Here is an 18,790-nt window from a genome sequence, read left to right on the forward strand (position 1 = left end):
TCCGGCCCTACAGGCGCCGGGCCAGCGCCTGCGCCTGCTCCAGCCAGCGCGCGCGCTGCACTTCGGTGGAATCGAGGATGGGGCCGAAGCTGGCCACCTTGACGGGCTTGACGCCGCAAAATTCCAAGGTCGTCTTGCGCAGCTGGTGGATGCCGGGCATGTGGTACACCCAGCGGAAATACCAGGGTGGCGTGTCCATCGTCACCAGGAGCTGGGCCGTGCGGCCCTTCAGCAGCTGGGCCGGGAAAGCCTTGCCCGGGCGGTACTTGAAGGCAAAGCCGGGCAGGAAGACGCGGTCGACAAAGCCTTTCAGCAGGGCCGGCGCGCCGCCCCACCAGATGGGGTAGGCGAACACCAGGTGTTCGGCCCAGCGGATGGCTTCCTGGGCCGCCAGCAAGTCCGCTTCCAGCGGCTGTACCTGGCGGTAGCCTTCATGCAGGATGGGATCGAAGTCCAACTGGCCCAGGCGCAGCTCGCGCACGGTATGGCCTTCGTTGCGGGCCGTGGCGGCGTAGGCTTCGGCCAGGGCGGCGCAGAAACTGTCGCTGGACGGGTGGCCGAGGAGAATTAAAATGCGTTTCGGTGTAATGTTGCTCATGCTGCAGGCTTTCCGTTAAAGAACAGCTTGCATGCTAAAGCCTGCCCCTAGTGGCAGAGTCAAGCGGCCGCTGAAAGATGCTGGCGCGCCAGACAGTCGCGGATTTCCGTGTCGATGTCGGCCAGTTGCGCGTCGAGCTGGCGCAGGCGGGCGAACTCCTGCTGTATCTGCGCGCGCTTGGTGGCGATGTGCTGCGACAGGGCGGCCCAGTCGGTCTCGTCGCCTGCCAGGATGGGCAGCAGTTCGGCCAGGCGGAAGCCCAGCGCTTGCGCCTGGCGTATGAGTCTGACTTGCGCCAGGTCTTGCTGCGTGTAGACGCGGTAGGCGCCGGAACGGCGCACGTCGCCCAGCAAGCCCAGCGCTTCATAGTGGCGCAAGGCCTTGGGCGAGGTGCCCGCCAGGCGGGCGATTTCTCCGATGTACATGCTTGTCCCTGGTTGAGCTGCGGCGCACGCAGTGTAGCGCAGATGGCTTGCCAGGCGCTACCTTGCGCGCTGCCTCAGGAGGCTTTGCGCGGCGGGACTTTCTTCGCCGTGCATTCGGCGCAGGTGCCGTACAGCGACAGCGCGTGCTCATGCAGCACGAAACCTCGCTCGGTGGCGATTTCATTCTGGCGCAGTTCGATGCCTTCATCGACGAATTCATCGACCTTGCCGCAACCCGTGCAGACCAGGTGATCGTGGTGCTGGCCTTCATTCAGTTCGAAGACGGCATGGCCCGATTCGAAGTGCCGGCGAAACAGGATGCCCGCTTCGGCAAACTGCATCAGCACGCGGTATATGGTGGCCAGGCCCACGTCGATTTTTTCAGCCAGCAAGAGTTTGTAGACATCGTCCGCACTCAGGTGCTTGATGCCCCCTTCTTGAAACAGCTGCAGAATCCGCAAGCGGGGGATGGTTACTTTCAAGCCCGATTCACGCAGTTCCCTCAATATATCCATGTCTCCCATTCCTTTTTATGATCGCCTGAGCGAGCGCTTAAGCGTGAACCTGCATTATATCGCAAATGATAATCATTACCATTCGCATGTGCGAACTGGAAATAGTATGCGGTGTAGCCAGTTGGGTATCCAGTGACATCGGCGCAAGTGGCCATTGCGTGGCGGGCAACTTGTAGCAGCGCTAGTGTCCGATATGGAAAAGTGGCGCTCGAATCGTTACACTGTGCAGCAGGCAATAACAATGGAGGGGGCATGGACCGATTTGATGCGATGCGTCTGTTTACCCGCATCGTCGAGCTGCGCAGTTTCACGCAGGCGGCGCATGACCTCGGCTACCCGAAGGCGACCGTCACGCATGCGATCAAGCAACTCGAAGCGCGGCTGCACGTGCGCCTGCTGCAGCGGACCACGCGGCAAGTGACGCCCACGCCCGATGGCGAGGCGTATTACCAGCGCTGCGCGCGCCTGCTGGCGGACCTGGAAGAAACGGAAGCCGTGTTTTCCTCGGCGATGCAGCAGCCGGCAGGCAAGCTGCGCATCGACCTGCACGCGACCCTGGCCACGCATTTCGTCCTGCCCGTGCTGGACCAGTTCTGCGCCCGCTACCCTCTGATCGAACTGGAGATCGGCATGGGCGACCGCCTCGTAGACCTGGTGCGCGAAGGCGTCGACTGCGTGCTGCGCGTGGGCGAACTGAGCGACTCGTCGATGGTGGCGCGCCGCGTGGCGTTGCTGGAACAGCTGACGTGCGCCAGCCCCGCCTACCTGGCCGCGCACGGCATGCCGGAGAATCTGGCGCAGCTCGATGGCCACCGCGCCGTCAATTTCTTTTCCGCCCAGACGGGCAAGGTCTGGCCCTTCGATTTCAAGGTGGACGGCCAGCGCCACAGCGTGGCCTTGCCGGGCACCGTATCCGTCAACAATGCCGACGCGTATCACGCCTGCTGCCGCGCGGGCCTGGGCTTGATTCAGGCACCCCGCTACCATCTGCAGCAGGCACTGGCCACCGGTGAGCTGGTGGAAGTGTTGTCGGCCATGCGTCCCGACCCGCTGCCCGTGTCCGTGCTGTATCCCCATCAGCGGCAATTGTCGCCGCGCGTGCGCGTGTTTGCCGACTGGCTCGCCAGCTTGTTCGCCGAGGTGGCTTAATTTTGCAATGCCGCATTTTCTTGACCTTGGTAAAGAAAAAAATCCCTCTAGTGATGCCATCTAGCACTATTTGATGTGGATCAAAGTTTTTGTTGCACTGCACTCTTAAACTTCGCAGCGTTACTTAACGACAAAAAGAGGGAACTAGAATGAAGAAGTCCGCAACTGCAGCAGCAATCGTCCTGGCCGCCATCGGCGCATTCGCCGGTAATGCAATGGCGCAGGAAAGCCCATGGCTGGTGCGCGCGCGCGCCGTGCACATCGATCCTGCCAACAAATCTACTCCTGTTGGTGGCGTCGGCGCATCGGACACGATCCACGTCAGCAGCAAGACGATTCCTGAAATCGATATTTCGTATTTCTTCACACCGAACATCGCTGCCGAGCTGATCCTGACGTATCCGCAAAAGCATGACGTCACCCTGGGTGGCCAAAATATCGGCACGTTCAAGCATTTGCCGCCGACCTTGTCGCTGCAATACCACTTCATGCCGGAAAAACAGTTGAGCCCATACGTCGGTGCAGGCGTGAACTATACGAATATTTCGAGCGTGAAACTGCTCAATGGCGCTGGCCGCCTGGAGCATGACAGCTGGGGCTTCTCGCTGCAAGCTGGCGTCGACTACAAGCTGGATAAAAACTGGTCGCTGAACTTCGACATCAAGAAAGTCCAGATCCGCAGCGACGTCTTCGTCGGTGGCGCCAAGGCCAGCGAAGTCAAGATCGATCCTGTCCTGATCGGTGTAGGCGTCGGCTACCGCTTCTAGGGACACCTATCAAAACCTACTGCGCGTCGTAATTTGCGGTCTGCGATGCTCACTGGCTCGGCGCCCCCGTACCTTCGTACAGTTGCGCTTCTCAACCACAACTTACTTCCGCTCGCTACGGTTTTGTTAGGTGTTGCAAGTATTGAAGATGCCCGCGCAGTGCGGGCGCAAAAAAAACGGCCAGGTGTGAACCTGGCCGTTTTTTTGCGTGCAGCGCTTTGCCTTATTTTTTCAGCGTCTTTTCCAGCGCCAACTGGTAGTCCGTCTTTTCGTAGCCGGCCAGGTATTTGTTCGTCGCGTCGAGGAAGGCGCGCGAGCGGTAAGCCGCTTCCAGGTCCTTGACCCATGGCTTGGCCTTGTCGGCCGTGCGGATGGCCACCAGGTTGATGTAGCTGTCCGAGATTTTTTCCACGCTAAGGGCCGAGGTCAGCTTCATGCCGGCGGCCAGGGCGAAGTTACCGTTCACAAAGGCGTAGTCGGCGTCGGCCAGCGAACGCGGCAGCTGCGCCGCTTCCAGCGGCACCAGTTTCAGCTTCTTCGGGTTTTCCAGCACGTCGCGCTCGGAAGCGCGCAGCGGATCGACGTTCGGTTTCAGCTTGATCCAGCCCATCTTGGCCAGCATCACCAGCGCGCGCGCCTGGTTGGTGGGGTCGTTCGGCATGGTGATGGTGGCGCCGTTTTTGACTTCCGCCAGGGACTTTTGCTTGCCGCCGTACAGGCCGATCGGCATGGTCGGCACGGTGATGAGGGAGCTCAGTGGCAGCTTGTTATCGGTGGCGAACTTGGTCAGATACACGATGTGCTGGAACACGTTGGCATCGAGCGAGCCTTCGGCCAGCGCGTAGTTCGGTTGCACGTAGTCGTTGAATTCGACGATCCTGACCTTGTAGCCCTGTTTTTCCAGGATGGGCTTGATGCCCAGCTTCAGCTGGTCCGAATACGGGCCGGAGCTGGTGCCGATGACGAGTTCTTTCGGGTCCTTGGCGTGGGCGGCGGTGGCGAAGGCCAGGCTGGCGGCGGCCAGGAGCAGATTGCGGCGAAGATGGTTCATGCTTTTCCTTGTACTGAAATACTGAAGATGAATTAACGTTTGTCGAGGCGCTTGGCGATGCGCGTGCCGGCGAACTGGATGGTTTGCACCAGCACGATCAGGATGGCCACGGTGACGACCATGATGTCCGTCTCGAAGCGGTAGTAGCCGTAGCGGATGGCCAGGTCGCCGATGCCGCCGCCGCCCACCACACCGGCCACGGCCGAATACGACAGGAAGCTGATCGACAGCACGGTCAGGGCCAGCACCAGGCCGGAGCGCGCTTCGACCAGCAGCACGCGGAAAATGATCTGTATTTCCGACGCGCCCATGGCGTGCGCCGCCTCGATCACGCCGCGCGGCACTTCGCGCAGGTTCTGTTCCACCAGGCGCGCCAGGTAGGGAATGGCGGCGAACGACAGGGGCACGGCAGCTGCCAGCGGGCCGATGGAGGTGCCCGCGATGATGCGCGTAAACGGCGTCAGGGCGACCAGCAAGATGATGAAGGGGAAGCTGCGCACGGTATTTACCAGCCAGCCCAAAATCGTCGACAGCGGACGGTTTTCCAGCGACTGGCCTTCCGAGACGAGGAACAGCACAATGCCCAGCGGGCCGCCGATCAGGATCGCGGCCGTGAGACCGATGCCCAGCATGGTCATGGTCTGGCCCAGCGCGACCCAGATTTCCGGCAGCAGGTTGACGACGTTATTGATCGATTCTTCAAACATGTGTTGCATCCTTCCATGCGGTGGCTTCAAACGCCTCGGTGCCGTAGTACGCCAGCTCGCGTCCCAGCGCCGTCTTGCGCGGGGTGGCCGTGTCGCTCAAATCGAATTGTTCGGCGATGGCGCCGTTTTCCACGACGGCGACCCTGTTGCAGATGGCGCCCAGGACCGACAGCTCATGGCTGACGATGACGATGGTCACGCCAAGGCGCGCATTGATGTCGCGCAGGGTGTCGAGCAGGGCGCGCGTGGTTTCCGCGTCCAGCGCGGAAGTCGGCTCGTCGCACAGCAGCACGTCGGGGTGGCTGGCCAGGGCGCGCGCAATCGCCACGCGCTGTTTCTGCCCGCCGGACAATTGCGCCGGATAGCTGTGCAGCTTGTCGGACAAGCCGACGAGCGCCAGGCATTCCTCGACCCTGGCGGCAATCTGCTCGCCCTTGGTGGTGCCATGGATTTTCAAGGGGAAGGCGACGTTGTCGAAGACGCTGGCATTTTGCAGCAGGTTGAATTGCTGGAAAATCATGCCGATATTCTGGCGCGCGTCGCGCAGTTCGCTCTTGCCCAGGCGGGTCAGTTCGCGGCCGGCCACGGTAATGGTGCCGCTGTCGGGACGCTCGAGCAGGTTAATCAGGCGCAGCAAGGTGGATTTGCCGGCGCCGCTCTTGCCGATCAGGCCGAAAATATCACCGGGATAGACGTCCAGCGTGACCGATTTGACCGCGTGGAATTGTTCGCCCTTGGGCAGCGCGAAGGTCTTGTTCGCGCCATCGATGCGAATCACCGGCGTACGGGGTGGTGTGGTCATGCAGTGTTTCCTTATTTATTGGACCGTGACAGGCTTGCTTGCAGGGGCCAAATCGCCCGGCCTGCTACGTCGGTTGCGTAGTATACCTCCGATCGTGTTATTACTCCTACGACAGAATCTTGCTTTGAATATGCAAATAATGTCTATGCGCCGGTTTTTAAGTTGGAAAAGCGGAAAAGTGGAGCTCTTGCCGAATATAATCGCGTGGACTGGCGTAGTGGAGCCGCATCCTGGTAAAAAGTTCGACGCGCCCTGCGTGGGCATCGCGGTGCTTTTATGTGTGGTTCGGCTGATTTGGCATTTTTTTGACGTGGGCGCGGCCGTTTACTGCCTGCCATGGCCCTCGTCGCGGGCAGATTCTGCTCCGCTGGCGGCAGGGCCTTCGGGCCGCCGCAACAGGTAGACGAGGACGGCGATTTCCATGGCGCCCACCATGGCGATGACCCACCACGGCGGATGGCCCAGGCACATGGCGACAAAGCCGATGGCCATGCCCAGGCAAGCCATGGCCTTGCCGCGCCGCGAGACGGCGCGGTGTTCGCGCCACTGGCGCAGCGGCGGGCCGAAGCGGGGATGCTGCAGCAGCCAGTGCTCGAGGCGCGGCGAGGCGCGGCTGAAGCAGGCCAGGGCGAGGATCAGGAATATCGTCGTCGGCATGACGGGCAGCATGGCGCCGATGATCCCCAGCAGCACCATCAGGGCGCCGGCAGCGGTCCAGGCCCAGCGGCGCAGGCGCACGCCGTGCGCTTCGCGCAGTGGCATCCGGGCGTGCGGCTCCCGCATCAGGCGAAGGCGCCGGCGGTGGGGCCCTGGCTGCGGAGCGGGGAGGCGGCAGGATGGGCGTTCAAGGTGCGCATAGCGTGGCGGGTGTGGCGGGTGGCCGTCATGTTTTTCTGCTCTGGGTTTGGCTCTGTTTTCGGCTCTGCTTTTGGCTCTATTATGGATGAATCAAGGCGACGCTGCATGCGCGCCAAGGCCGCGATGATACCCAGTCTATAGAATAATAACAAGAATCATTCTCATTTGATGCATACTGCGGCGCCGGATAACGCTGGATATTTTTGGCAATGCAGACAATAATCGGCAGCAGAAGGCGCTGTCGTGGACATCATCATTGTTATTATCGATTTTATCGATGCTAACTAGGTATATTTTGCGTTTTACATCGATCTTCATGCCATGCATAATCTGTTGCAACTGAAGCCAGACAATCAGCCGCATGCGTCGTTCGCCTGCAGCTGCTTGCGGTTTTGACATCCTCCACTTTCTATCAGGAATCTACAATGAAAAAACTGCTCGCTTTTATCGCCGCCGCCGGCTTCTCGCTGTCCGCCGTTGCCGCGCCTGAAGTCTATGTCATCGATGGCAGCCACACTTTCCCCCGTTTCGAGTACACCCACATGGGTTTCTCGACGCAGCAAAGCCGTTTCAATAACACCACCGGCAAGGTCACGCTGGACCGCGCCGCCAAGACGGGCGCCGTCGAAGTACTGATCGACACCAAGTCCGTCGATACGGGTTCGACCCTGTTCAACTCGCACATCCAGGGTGAAGACTTCCTCGACACGGCCAAGTACCCGGTCGCCACCTACAAATCGACCAAGTTCAATTTCGATGGCGACAAGCTGGCCTCCGTGGAAGGCAACCTGACCCTGAAAGGCGTGACCAAGCCAGTGACACTGAGCGTCACCTCGTTCGCCTGCGCACCGCACCCGATGCTGAAAAAAGACGCTTGCGGCGCCAATGCCACGGCCAAGATCAAGCGCTCGGAATTCAACGCCGGCAAATATGCGCCAGCTGTCAGCGATGATGTGACTTTGACGTTCGCCATCGAAGCGATCAAGCAGTAATTTTCAAACCCAAAATCTGCACTGCCGGGGTCGGTCACTGCGTGATTGGAATGTTCCCCATTGGGTACCATTCCCCCGTCGGGTCCGACCCCAGTATTTGCTCTTGGGGTGAAATTGAAAAAGCGGCGGGCCAAAGTCCGCCGCTTTTTTTCGCCCTGCTGGTTACGATCACGCCAGGTGATGCACCTCCTGCTGTCCATACACGGGCGTGTTCAAACCTTCCATGCGCGCTTTCAGCTGCAGCGACAGGTACTGCGAATAGTGGCGCGACTGGTGCAGGTTACCGCCGTGGAACCACAGCGCTTGCTGCTGCGTGGGCTTCCACATATTGCGCTGTTCGCCCTCCCACGGACCCGGGTCCTTCGTCGTGTTTGACCCGAGGCCCCACACCTTGCCCACCTTGTTCGCCACTTCGGGCGAGATCAGGTCGGCCGCCCAGCCGTTCATGGAGCCGTAGCCGGTGGCGTACACCACCAGGTCGGCCGGCAGTTCCGTGCCGTCGGACAGCACGATGGAATGGGCCGTCAGTTCCTGCACGCCGACGCCGCTTTTCAGCTTGATCTTGCCGTCGGCGACCAGCTCGGAAGCGCCCACGTCGATGTAGTAGCCGGAGCCGCGGCGCAGGTATTTCATGAACAGGCCGGAATCGTCGTCGCCGAAATCGAGCATGAAGCCCCGTTCTTCCAGGCGCGCATAGAAATCCGCATCGCGCTCGCGGATGGCCTTGAAGACGGGCTTCTGGAAGTCGGCCAGGATTTTATAGGGAATCGAGGCGAACGTCAGGTCGGCCTTGTTTGTGGTCATGCCGGCCGCCAGCGCCCGTTCCGAATACAGGTCGCCCAGCGCCAGGTCCATCAGCGAGTCGGATTTGACGATGTGCGTCGACGAGCGCTGCACCATGGTCACGTCCACGCCCGCTTCCCACAGGGCGGCGCAGATATCGTGCGCGGAATTGTTCGCGCCGACCACCACCACCTTCTTGCCCACATACGCGTCCGGCCCCGGATGCTGCGACGAGTGCTGCTGCTCGCCCTGGAACACGTCCATGCCCTTGAACTTCGGCATGTTCGCCTTGCCCGACATCCCCGTGGCCAGCACCAGTTGCTTCGGTTTCAGGGTGACGCTCTGGCCGTCGCGCAGCACCTGCACCGTCCACTCGCCGGTAGCTGCGTCGAAGCTGGCCGATTCGCATGACGTCGAACCCCAGTAGTTCAGCTCCATCACCTTGGTGTACATCTCCAGCCAGTCGCCGACCTTGTCCTTCGGTGTGAAGACGGGCCAGTTGTCCGGGAACGGGATGTAGGGCATGTGGTCGTACCAGACGGGGTCGTGCAGGCACAAGGACTTGTAGCGCTTGCGCCAGCTGTCGCCGGGACGCGCATTTTTCTCGATGATGATGGTGGGGACGTTCAACTGGCGCAGCCGCGCACCGAGCGCGATGCCGCCCTGGCCGCCGCCGATGATGACGCAATAGGGCTGGCGCGCGTAGCCCAGTTCCTTTGCTTCCTGTTCGCGCTGCTCCAGCCAGCTGCTGCGGTCCGTGCGCGCGCCGTGTTCCGCGCCCATGGGCCGCCGGCTGCCCTTGGCTTCTTCAAAACCCTTCAATTCGCTCATGGTGGTGAGCAGGGTCCAGATCTTGCCGTCGCGGATGCGGATGAAGCCCACGCCGCGCGCCACGTTCGTCTCCACCGTGATCCAGCTTTGCAGCACGCCGCCCGCTTCCACCGCATGTTCGCCGTCGGCGATGCGGATCGAAACGGGCTGCACGGCGCCCAGCTGGGCGGCCAGCATGGCGGCGATCTGCTCGCGGCCTTCCAGGGTTTTCAGGTTCCAGGTAAACAGCACCAGGTCGCGCCAGTAGCCGTCTGGTTCGAACAGCTGTGCGGCGCCCGTGCCGTCGCTGGCGCGAAGACAGCCTTCGAGCTGCTCCAGGATGCCGGCCACGGCCAGGTCGTGCGGGTTGTTATCGGTTTGCATCGTGTCTCCTCCAAGTCTGCTGACTTTATGATGGGATGCGGCTGTGTTGCCGCTGACGATGTTGTAACACTGGCGTTCCGGCCCCGCATCTCGCAGCGCAGCATGGCGGAATATGAGACGGAAATCTCAGCTTGCCGGATGCCTCACTGGCGGTGCGGCGGCACGATGTGCAGCTGCTTGAGGCGCCGGTACAGCGTGGCGCGCGAGACGCCCAGCATGGCGGCCGCCTGCAGCGGGCGCCATTTGGCGGCGTTCATGGCGTGGACGATGCGCGTGCGCTCGGCCAGCTCCGGCGGCGTGTATTCCGGTACGCCGTCCGCGACGGGCGCCTCGCGTGTGGCGCGCACGCGCGCGCTGGCCTGGCGCAGCGGCGCACGCACGCGGACATGCAGCCAGATGCTGCCGCCGGCCAGGCGCAGCGACAGCAGATTGTGTCCCGCGCGCGCGTCGAACAGCCGTTCGGCGCGCACTTCCAGTACCTCGCCGACGGGGCGCGGCAGGGTGTCGAGCCCCCCGATGACGTCGCGCGCGCAGCCGTTGGCGGCGACGACGTTGCCATGTTCGTCGATGGCCAGCAGCATCTCCGGCTGCACTTCCACGAAGTGGCGGTTGCGGTGCGCCAGCAGGATGCAGCAATGGCTGTAGGACTTGAGAAAAAAGCCGTCCTCGATCAGGGTCGCGCCCTGGCGCACCAGTTGTTTCACCAGACGCTGGCTGTCGCGCGCGTCGGGCGAGTTCAAGGCCGACGCATCGAGCACGCCGATCAAGTCGCCGTGCGGCGAGAAAATCGGTGCGGCGCTGCAGGTCAGGCCCGTGAAGGCGGCGCGGAAATGGTCGCTCTTGTGCACGGTGATGGCTTCCTGGTCGAGCAGCACGGAGGCGATGCCGCACGTGCCTTCCTCTTCTTCCGACCAGCACGAACCCGGGTACAGGCCCGCCTTCTTGAAATCCTTGCGCTGGTCCGTGTCGACCACGTAGTCGATCGTCACGCCGCGCGCATTGGCCAGAATGACGCAGTAGCCCGCTTCGCGCACCATGGCGTGCAGGCGCGGCAGGCACTGGCCCGTGGAGCGCAGAAAGCCTTCCTCGGATTGCTGGATGGCGCGCAGTTCGGCGCCCGTCAGGATGCGCGGCCCCGTGGTGGAGGCGGGGTCGAGCCGGTAGTCGTCCAGCGAGCGCCGGTACGACGACGCCAGCCTGGCCGTCTCGGCCCCTGGGTTGACGATACGCCCGGCGATCAGGTCGCGCACGCGGTCGATATGGCTGGTCTGGCGGACGTAGGGCATGGCGCTCTCCGGTGTCTCTGCTGCTGGTGTCTGGATGGTTTTCCGTTTGTAGCACGAAGCGCCGGGCTGCGCATCCTGCGTTGCAGCATGGCGCGCGCGTGAGACGATCGTCTCAGCGCGTGGCCCGCACAATAGAATGCTTTACAACAATAAAAAAGAGCATCTCTGATAACATCCGCTCAAATTGACAGTCGGTTATCGCAAGGGATATCTATGGCAATGCAAGCGATGTTCCTGATACGCAGAGCGATGGTGCTGGCCTTGCTGGGAGCGAGCGCCGCCTGCGGCGCCGCCGGCCAGCTCGATCCCGATGGCCAGAGCAGCATGGAAAAAGAGGTGGCGCGGCGCGCCGCCGTCGAACCGGCCATAGTCGCCAGCTGGCACATGACGCGTTCCGTGGAAGCGGGCGTGCAGGTGGCCGGCGAGAGCAATCTGTTCTGGAAGCTGTCGAATACGCCGGCGCGCAATCCCGACTTCGATTTCAAGCCCTACTGGTACGAGTTCTATGTCAAGCCGGCGCTCGGTTTCAAGCGCAATTTCGGCGACGGCAGGCAGCTGTATGCACGCGTGTCCGCCGTCGGCTCGGGCACCTTGCGCCACGACCCTTTCGGCGCGGGCGACACGGGCCGCATCTCGATCGAGGAATTCGTCGCCGGCATCCGCATGCCGCTCGGCGGCACGCGCGCCATGCTCGACCTGTCGGCCGGTGCGCAGAATTTCACGCTGGGCACGGGCATGCTGATCGCCAATGGCGGCTCGAATGGCTTTGACCGCGGCGCGCTGAAGCTCGGCCCGCGCAAGGCCTTCCAGAATTCCGTAGTGGCCAAGATAAGCCAGGATGCGTTCAGCGCCCAGGCGTTTTACCTCGACCCGAATGAAAACCCCGACAACGATAGCGGCACGCGCGTCGTCGGCGTGGATGTCAGCTACGCGCCCGCGAACGACCGCAAGGCCGGCATCGCGTATGGCAAGGTACCGCGTTCGCATGCCGCGTATCCGCAGGCGGCGCCGGGCGGCATCGGCGCGCCGCTGGCCGTGCCCGATGGCCGCAAGGATCTGCAGTTCGTGTATGGATACGCGCGCGTTCCCCTGCTGCCAACTCTGTTGTCGAAAGGCTGGTTCGGCGTCGATGCGGCGCGCGAATGGAATACGCGCGAGCCGATGCGGGGCTGGGGCTGGCGCACGGAAGGGGGCTTTTCGCTGCCCGACGTGGCCTGGACACCGAAGTTCACCCTTGGCTATCAGAGTTTTTCAGGCGACGATCCGCACACGGCGCGCAACGAGCGCTTCGACCCGCTGTTCTTCGAAGGCACGCCGGGCGCCTGGGCTTCGGGCAGCAAGGCCACCTGGGTTTTCGTGAATGCCAACGTGAACGCGCTGCAGGCCACCATCGAGCTGCACCCGACGCCGAAAGATACCGTGACCGCCTACCTGGCCCAGGTGCGGGCCAACCGGATGGGCAGCCCGCTGCAGTTCGGCCAGGCCACGCGCCTCGACGTGCCGGGCGACGCCCCCGTGGTGATCGCCGGCGTGCTGCGCCCGATGCTGGCCAACGATGTCTTCGTCAAGTATGTGCGCGTGGTGAACCCGAATACCTATCTGACCCTGGGCTTCAGCGCCTCGTTCGCACAGTCGGGCGTCAACCAGCTGGTGAATGGTCAGGCCAAAACGTGGACGGGCTGGCTGGCGAACGTCGTATGGGTCTATTAAGCATTCTGTCTATCAAGGAGAGCATCACATGAACGATTTCCCCAGCATGAAACGCCTGGCCCTGGCCGCCGCCTGCCTGGCGCTGGCCGCCGGCGCCCACGCGGCCGAGACGAGCAAGGTGGCTGCCACGCCGCTGTCAGCGGCCGCCAGCGATCCGGCTGCCTTGCAATGGATGGTGGGCGCGCCGCCGCCGGCCGATAAAATCATCCGCTTCGACGATGGCAGCTATTTCAATTTCCCGCAGCTGCGCTGGAGTGTGTCGCACTTCCGCCAGCTGATGCCGACGGTGGAAGTCGCGCGCGGCTTGAAAGCGCCCGTGCCATTGAAACGCGCGCTGCGCAAGGATATCGACAGCCTGCGCTTCACACCCCTGGGCGCGAAGGACACGATGACCTGGGAGCAGTCGCTGGGCGCCAATTACACGGACGGCATCGTGGTGCTGCACCGGGGCCGCATCGTGTATGAGCGTTACCTTGGCGTGCTGAAGGAAGGCGGCCAGCATGGCGCCATGTCGGTGACGAAGTCCGTGATGGGCACCATCGGCGCGGCGCTGGTGGCCGAAGGCAAGCTCGATCCGGCCAAGAAAGTGGCAGAGTATGTGCCGGAACTGGCCAAGTCGGCGTTTGGCGACGCCACCGTGCGCCAGGTGCTCGACATGACCACGGGCCTGAAATTCAGCGAAGATTACGCCGACCCGAAAGCGGAAGTGTGGCAGCACGCGGCGGCAGGCAGCCCATTGCCCAAGCCGAAGGATTACACGGGGCCGCGCAGCTATTTCGAGTACCTGCAAACGGTGCAGCACGAAGGCCGGCACGGCGAGGCGTTCGGCTACCGCACGGTCAACTCCGACGTGCTGGGCTGGATCATCGCCCGCGTCACGGGGCAGAACGTCAACGACTATCTGTCCGAGCGCGTCTGGCAAAAGCTGGGCGCCGAGCAGGATGCCTACATGACGGTCGATTCGACCGGTACGCCGTTTGCCGGCGGCGGCTTGAATGCGGGCTTGCGCGACCTGGCCCGCTTCGGCGAAATGCTGCGTAACGATGGCCGCTACAACGGCCAGCAGATACTGCCCAAGGCGGCTGTCGACGATATCCGCCGCGGCGGCGACAAGCAGCTGTTCGCCAAGGGCGGCTACGATTTGCTCAAGGGCTGGAGCTACCGCGACATGTGGTGGGTCACGCATAACGACCATGGCGCCTACATGGCGCGCGGCGTGTACGGCCAGCGTATCTATGTCGATCCGAAGGCGGAAATGGTGATCGTGCGTTTTGCGTCGACGCCGACGGCGGCCAATGCGGCGAATGACCCGACCACCACGCCGGCCTTCGAAGCGCTGGGCAAGCTGTTGCTGGCCAAGCCGAAATAGGCTGCCAGCCGTGCGGCGGGCTGGGCACAACTGGAATACACTATCCTTTCGTCATCATTCGTTGCTTGAGTGATAATTCATGCAACGCACGCAAGGGAAGCATACCGTGGAAACCAGCTCGCCAGATCAACCGCGCCCGCCGCTCTGGCGGCGCCTGCTGTGGCCGCTCGCCCAGCTGGGCTCGGCCTTCAAGCTGACGGGCACGCACCTGCTGCACCACGTGATCGGCGCCAGCCTGATCGCCGCGCTGATGCTGGTGCTGGAAGGTTTTCACGTGCTCGAATGGCTCGATGCGGCCATGCTGCGCGCCAGCGCGGAACAGGGGCAACTGCTGGAGCGGGGCAAGGACCCGGGCGCCGCCTACCGGCCCGGCATCATCGAAATCGACCAGCCCGCGTTCGAACAAGTCTTCGACGAACGCGAACCGCTGGAGCGTTCACGCCTGGAGCAATTGATTGCGAGTGCCGCCGCGCGCGGCAGCAAGGTGCTGGCCATTGACCTCGACCTGGCGCCTGCCGTGTATGAACAGCACAAGGATGGCGAACGGCCGCTGGACCGCCTGCTCGACCAGTTGGCCGCGAACGGCCGGCAACTGGTGCTGATCCTGCCCGAACAATCGGACCGGAACGCGAACTTGCCGTGGATACGCGCGCGCTGCGCCGCCGGCATTCACTTCGCCAGCCCGCGGATCCGCGAACGCATGGGCGCCGTCACGCGCATCGAGCTGAAAAGCCCCGTGCTGGCGGCCGTGGCTTTCGAACTGGCGCATGGCGCCGACGAGCAGGAGCAGCAGCAACCGATGCCGGCCGCCTTGTCCGAGCAAAAGGATGGGCTGGCGCTGGCCGGCCGCGTGTGCCAGCTGGCGCGGCGCACGGACAGTGAAAAGGAATTGGCGCGCTGGGCGTTCGAACCCGTCATCCACGGCGACGCGAAGGATGCGGCGGAGCAGAACGCCGTCACGGCGCCGTTTCACCCGGCCGCCGTGGCGCCGCCATTTCTGAACCCCACGCGCACGCGCGTCCAACTGATCGATGGCCAGGCCGGCGTGGCGGCGAATGCACTACGCAAGAACGTCGTGTATATCGGCAGCACGTATGATGTGCGCGACCGCTATACGACGGCAGAAGGCGAACAGGCCGGCCTGCACCTGCACGCGGCCGCCCACACGTCGCTGGGCATCGGTACGGCCGACGTCAATAAATATGCGGTGTTCGTGGCCGACATCGTCATCGGCGTGCTGCTGGGCTGCCTGTTCGGCGGCCTCTGGACCCTGTACGGCCGCGCCGAACTGGCCATCGACAAGCGCATGGAAGACCACGATTTCAGCCGCTTGCACCGTCTTGGTACCCTGTTCGAATTCTATGGCATCCGCCTGATGCTGGCGCTGGTGTGGGCTTCGCCGTTTGTCATCGGCGCGCTGGCCATCTACCTGTCGCGCGGCTTGCTCGAGCAGGGCTGGTGGGTCAACCCCGGTCCCCTGATCGCCGGCATGTTCCTGCACGCGATGTCGCTGCGCGACGAAGCCCACCATCCGCACGAAGAAGTGCCGGGTCTGTCCGTGTGGGCCCAGCTGCGCCGCACGCATCCCGGCATCGTGCTGGTGCAGGCGCCGCTGGCGGTGGTGCTGTTGATCATTGCCGTAAGCTAGCGCAAACCGTGGCGCCACAGCGGCGCTACACTGGGCGCCTTTTTCATTTGCAGAAGGGTAGGTCGGATCAGGCCGCAGGCCGTCATCCGACAACATTGTTGGCGATGCCTGTCGGATTACGCTACGCTAATCCGACCTACGTGACCCATGGTTTCAGCCGATCAGTTTCAAGCCCGGCGGCAGCGCCTCGCCCAGCATGCGGCGGGTAACAGCTTCGTCCAGTTGCGTCACTTCGCTGACCATCGCTTGCCACAGGGGCGGGGCGCCCACGGCTTTCAGGCGGGCCAGGATGGTGGCGCGCAAGTCGTCGGCGATGTCGCGCGAGCGGTCGCCCGTCATGCGTGCCAGGTGGGTGGCGGCAAACGCCGCCGGTTCCGTCTTTTTCCAGTCCAGCGCCAGCAGCATCGTGAGCCATTCGGCCACGGTGGCGCTGTCGACCACTTCGTGCGCGCTGCCGTGGAAGGGCTGGCGCGCGCCGACCCTGGCCAGCGCCCACAGGGTATTCGTATCCGCTGCTTCGCTATCTGCTTTCTGCAGACGCTTGATCAGCCAGGCGCCCACTTCCGCCTTGTAGGCGCCGGGGATGCGCTCGAGCGAGGCGCCCAGGCGCAGCATGTCGTCGTCGCTGCCGTTCACCAGGGTGACGGGGCGGCTGCCGCGCTGGGCCGCATCGGCTTGCAGGTTGAAGGCGAAGTCGTCGAGCAGGCGCAACTGCTGCTGCGTGCTCAAGCCGCCGGCCACCCTGCGCCACAGGGTCCACCATTCGGCGCAGACCTGGTTGTCCTTGTGATGCTGGATGCCCGTGTCGAACAGGGCCCATAGCTGCTCGATGCGCCACGGGTCGAGCGCGTCGCCATAGCCGGGACGCAAACAGTAGCCGGCCAGGTTCAGCCAGACACGTTCGTGCTCGGCGGAGCGGCGCCGGCCACGCGCGCGCTGCAATAGGGCGTCGAACAGCTGGCGCAGCAGCGGCGTCTCCCAGCTTTCGCGTCCGCCCAGCCCCCGTTCCAGGTGCTGGCGCAGCTGGCGCACTTCTTTGGTGTCGACCTTTTGCGCCTTGCCGCCGAAGATACGCTCGATCTTCTCGATGGCTTCTTTCACGCGTGGCGAGGCGGTGGACGTTACGGCGGGGTTTTCCTCTTCGCCCCGTAACTGGAATTCCAGCAGCCAGCGCTGGCTGGCATCGGCTTCGGCCACGCAATGCACTTCCAAAGTCCCTACCTCGGTCATGACTGTCACCAGTTGCACGGTGATGTCGCGCTTGTCGCCACTTTCCGCTTGCAGCACGCTGGCCAGCGGCGGCAGGCGCAGATACTCGCCCGCATCCAGGTCGACGATCTCGCCCAGCGTGGGCGGCGCGCCCGCCTCAAAGAGGGAAGTGGCCAGGTGGAAGCGCACGGGCCGGCCCAGGCGCAGCGCGAACAGCCGCTCGCTCAGGCGAATTTCTTCGCCGCTGGCGCTGCCACGGGGCAGGATGCAGACGGCGCGGTTGTCTTTGCCCGCTTCGCCCAGCACGAGAAAATAGCTGCGCGGCGAGCCGCCGCCGATGCGCGGCGCCTGGCCACGCCGGGCCAGCGCGTAGGCGACGGCGCCACGCGCCACGGCCACGTCGGGATTATCGTTGTGCAGGATGGTCAGGGGCAGGGTCGCGCCGCGCCAGTGCGCGAGCGTCTCGGCCAGGCGGCGCGCCAGCGCGTCGGCGCGGAACACGCCGCCGTTCAGCAGCAGGGTGTCGGGCAGCTCGCCTTGATGCTGTTGCAGGAAACTGGCCAGGTGGCGCGTGATGGCCGCGTCCTGCGCATACGGCAGGCCGAATTCGACGATGCCGGCGCGGCCTTTTCTTGCTACCTCGCTGAGTTCCACCTTGGGGAAGAAGCCGTCGACCACCAGGGCCGCCACTTCCTCGCGCGTGACGTCGGCGGAACGGCTGCCACCGATCAGGCGCGAACCGGTGCCCAGCAGGGTGACGCTGGCCTTGTCTGGTGCGTCGCTGGAGAGCAGCAGTTCCTTGGCGGCGCGGCAGCGCTCCATCAGCTGCGATAATCGCGCGGCGGACAGCCTCATGCCACCTTCGACGCCTGCCGCCATGCGCGTTTCCACCAGGTGGGCCAGCGCCAGGTCCATATTGTCGCCGCCGAGTATCAAATGGTTGCCCACGCTGCTGCGCGTGAGCTGCGGTTCGCCATCCTCGTCAAAGGCGACGTCGATCAGGCTGAAATCGGTGGTGCCGCCACCCACGTCGCAGACTAGAATGCGGCGCGTATTGGCCAGGTCATCGCGCAAGGTGTCGCGCCGGCGCTGCAGATAATCATAAAAGGCCGCCTGCGGCTCTTCCACCAGGCGCAAGGTGGGCAAACCCGCCAGGCGCGCCGCCTCCAGCGTGAGTGCGCGCGCACCCTCGTCGAACGAGGCGGGGATGGTCAGCACCAGTTCCTGCTCTTCGAGCGGAACCTGCGGGAAGCGGTGATTCCACGCGGCGCGCACGTAGGCGAGGTAGCTGGCGCTGGCCGCCACGGGCGACACCTTGGCCACGTCGGCATCGGCACCCCACGGCAAAATCGGCGCCTGGCGGTCCACGTTCGCATGCGACAGCCAGCTCTTCGCGCTGGAAACGAGGCGGCCCGGTACTTGCGCGCCGAGCTGGCGCGCCAGCGCCCCCAGCACGCGGTGCTCCGCGCTGGTGACATCGTCCTGTGGCCACGGTAGCTGCAAGTCGCCCGCCGCCAGTTCGCCAGGGGCAGGGTGGTAGCGCAGCGAGGGCAGCAGGGGGCGTGCGCCCACTTCGCCGGGAGCGAGCAGCTGCTCGATGGCGAACAGCTGTATGCCCGCCTGCGCATCGGCCGCATTGGCCGCATTGGCATACGCCACCACCGTGTTGGTGGTGCCCAGGTCGATGCCGACCAGCCAGGCCGGCTTGCCCACAGCGCTAGCCACGT

17 protein-coding genes are annotated in these 18,790 nt (G+C 63.7%); 6 read left to right on the top strand and 11 right to left on the bottom strand.

Translation table 11 applies throughout. The annotated features are described in order from the left end of the window. Positions 1-7: 7 nt before the first annotated feature. The 3 genes from CLU93_RS21040 to fur form a co-directional block, all read right to left on the bottom strand. The gene (locus CLU93_RS21040) at positions 8-598 is read right to left on the bottom strand and encodes an NAD(P)H-dependent oxidoreductase (RefSeq protein WP_180287899.1); all 591 of its coding nucleotides are present in this window, start codon (positions 596-598) and stop codon (positions 8-10) included. 59 nt (positions 599-657) lie between these two features. After that, complete coding sequence (locus CLU93_RS21045) at positions 658-1,023, bottom strand: MerR family transcriptional regulator (RefSeq protein WP_099763156.1); 366 nt, start codon at positions 1,021-1,023, stop codon at positions 658-660. Between the two features lie 74 nt (positions 1,024-1,097). Further along, positions 1,098-1,538 (bottom strand): ferric iron uptake transcriptional regulator, encoded by a 441-nt coding sequence (fur, locus tag CLU93_RS21050; protein ID WP_099763157.1) that lies wholly within the window; start codon positions 1,536-1,538, stop codon positions 1,098-1,100. Positions 1,539-1,790: 252 nt separating this feature from the next. Between fur and CLU93_RS21055 the strand changes: the two genes are divergently transcribed. Further along, the gene (locus CLU93_RS21055; protein ID WP_099763158.1) at positions 1,791-2,687 is read left to right on the top strand and encodes a LysR family transcriptional regulator; all 897 of its coding nucleotides are present in this window, start codon (positions 1,791-1,793) and stop codon (positions 2,685-2,687) included. 149 nt (positions 2,688-2,836) lie between these two features. Further along, positions 2,837-3,454 carry an OmpW/AlkL family protein gene (locus CLU93_RS21060; protein WP_099763159.1) on the top strand — a complete coding sequence of 206 codons (618 nt, stop codon included), beginning with the start codon at positions 2,837-2,839 and terminating at the stop codon, positions 3,452-3,454. A gap of 223 nt (positions 3,455-3,677) precedes the next feature. Here CLU93_RS21060 and CLU93_RS21065 read toward each other — a convergent pair whose 3' ends face one another. The 5 genes from CLU93_RS21065 to CLU93_RS21085 all read right to left on the bottom strand — a co-directional run bounded on the left by CLU93_RS21065 (position 3,678) and on the right by CLU93_RS21085 (position 7,271). Next, entirely contained in the window at positions 3,678-4,505 is an 828-nt protein-coding gene (locus CLU93_RS21065; protein WP_099763160.1) for a MetQ/NlpA family ABC transporter substrate-binding protein, read from the bottom strand. Between the two features lie 32 nt (positions 4,506-4,537). Continuing rightward, positions 4,538-5,212 (bottom strand): methionine ABC transporter permease, encoded by a 675-nt coding sequence (locus CLU93_RS21070; protein ID WP_099763161.1) that lies wholly within the window; start codon positions 5,210-5,212, stop codon positions 4,538-4,540. Next, positions 5,205-6,014, bottom strand: a complete 810-nt coding sequence (locus CLU93_RS21075; RefSeq protein WP_099763162.1) for a methionine ABC transporter ATP-binding protein — start codon at positions 6,012-6,014, stop codon at positions 5,205-5,207. The genes CLU93_RS21070 and CLU93_RS21075 overlap by 8 nt, the downstream gene beginning before the upstream one ends. A 324-nt stretch (positions 6,015-6,338) precedes the next feature. Next, complete coding sequence (locus CLU93_RS21080; RefSeq protein ID WP_099763163.1) at positions 6,339-6,776, bottom strand: YbaN family protein; 438 nt, start codon at positions 6,774-6,776, stop codon at positions 6,339-6,341. A 231-nt stretch (positions 6,777-7,007) separates the two neighbouring features. Continuing rightward, positions 7,008-7,271 carry a hypothetical protein gene (locus tag CLU93_RS21085; RefSeq protein WP_133250801.1) on the bottom strand — a complete coding sequence of 88 codons (264 nt, stop codon included), beginning with the start codon at positions 7,269-7,271 and terminating at the stop codon, positions 7,008-7,010. A gap of 26 nt (positions 7,272-7,297) precedes the next feature. On the opposite strand from CLU93_RS21085, the gene CLU93_RS21090 reads away from it, so the two are divergent. Continuing rightward, positions 7,298-7,864, top strand: coding sequence for a YceI family protein (locus CLU93_RS21090; RefSeq protein WP_096236355.1), 567 nt, complete (start codon positions 7,298-7,300; stop codon positions 7,862-7,864). Between the two features lie 168 nt (positions 7,865-8,032). On the opposite strand, the gene CLU93_RS21095 is transcribed toward CLU93_RS21090, so the two are convergent. Both CLU93_RS21095 and CLU93_RS21100 read right to left on the bottom strand, forming a co-directional pair. Beyond that, positions 8,033-9,841 (bottom strand): NAD(P)/FAD-dependent oxidoreductase, encoded by a 1,809-nt coding sequence (locus CLU93_RS21095; RefSeq protein WP_099763165.1) that lies wholly within the window; start codon positions 9,839-9,841, stop codon positions 8,033-8,035. 143 nt (positions 9,842-9,984) lie between these two features. After that, positions 9,985-11,127 carry a sigma-54-dependent Fis family transcriptional regulator gene (locus CLU93_RS21100; RefSeq protein WP_099763166.1) on the bottom strand — a complete coding sequence of 381 codons (1,143 nt, stop codon included), beginning with the start codon at positions 11,125-11,127 and terminating at the stop codon, positions 9,985-9,987. A 213-nt stretch (positions 11,128-11,340) separates the two neighbouring features. Between CLU93_RS21100 and CLU93_RS21105 the strand changes: the two genes are divergently transcribed. From CLU93_RS21105 to CLU93_RS21115, 3 genes are all read left to right on the top strand, one after another. Beyond that, a complete protein-coding gene (locus CLU93_RS21105; protein ID WP_099763167.1) occupies positions 11,341-12,837 on the top strand; it encodes an alginate export family protein in 1,497 nt (498 codons plus the stop codon). A 172-nt stretch (positions 12,838-13,009) separates the two neighbouring features. Next, complete coding sequence (locus tag CLU93_RS21110) at positions 13,010-14,206, top strand: serine hydrolase domain-containing protein (RefSeq protein ID WP_257225140.1); 1,197 nt, start codon at positions 13,010-13,012, stop codon at positions 14,204-14,206. Positions 14,207-14,285: 79 nt separating this feature from the next. Next, a complete protein-coding gene (locus tag CLU93_RS21115) occupies positions 14,286-15,854 on the top strand; it encodes a CHASE2 domain-containing protein (RefSeq protein WP_099763168.1) in 1,569 nt (522 codons plus the stop codon). A 153-nt stretch (positions 15,855-16,007) separates the two neighbouring features. On the opposite strand, the gene CLU93_RS21120 is transcribed toward CLU93_RS21115, so the two are convergent. Then, positions 16,008-18,788 (bottom strand): Hsp70 family protein, encoded by a 2,781-nt coding sequence (locus tag CLU93_RS21120; protein WP_099763169.1) that lies wholly within the window; start codon positions 18,786-18,788, stop codon positions 16,008-16,010. Positions 18,789-18,790 lie beyond the last annotated feature (2 nt).

It is taken from the genome of Janthinobacterium sp. 35 (assembly GCF_002754575.1).
GTDB classification, from domain to species: Bacteria; Pseudomonadota; Gammaproteobacteria; order Burkholderiales; family Burkholderiaceae_D; genus Janthinobacterium; species Janthinobacterium tructae.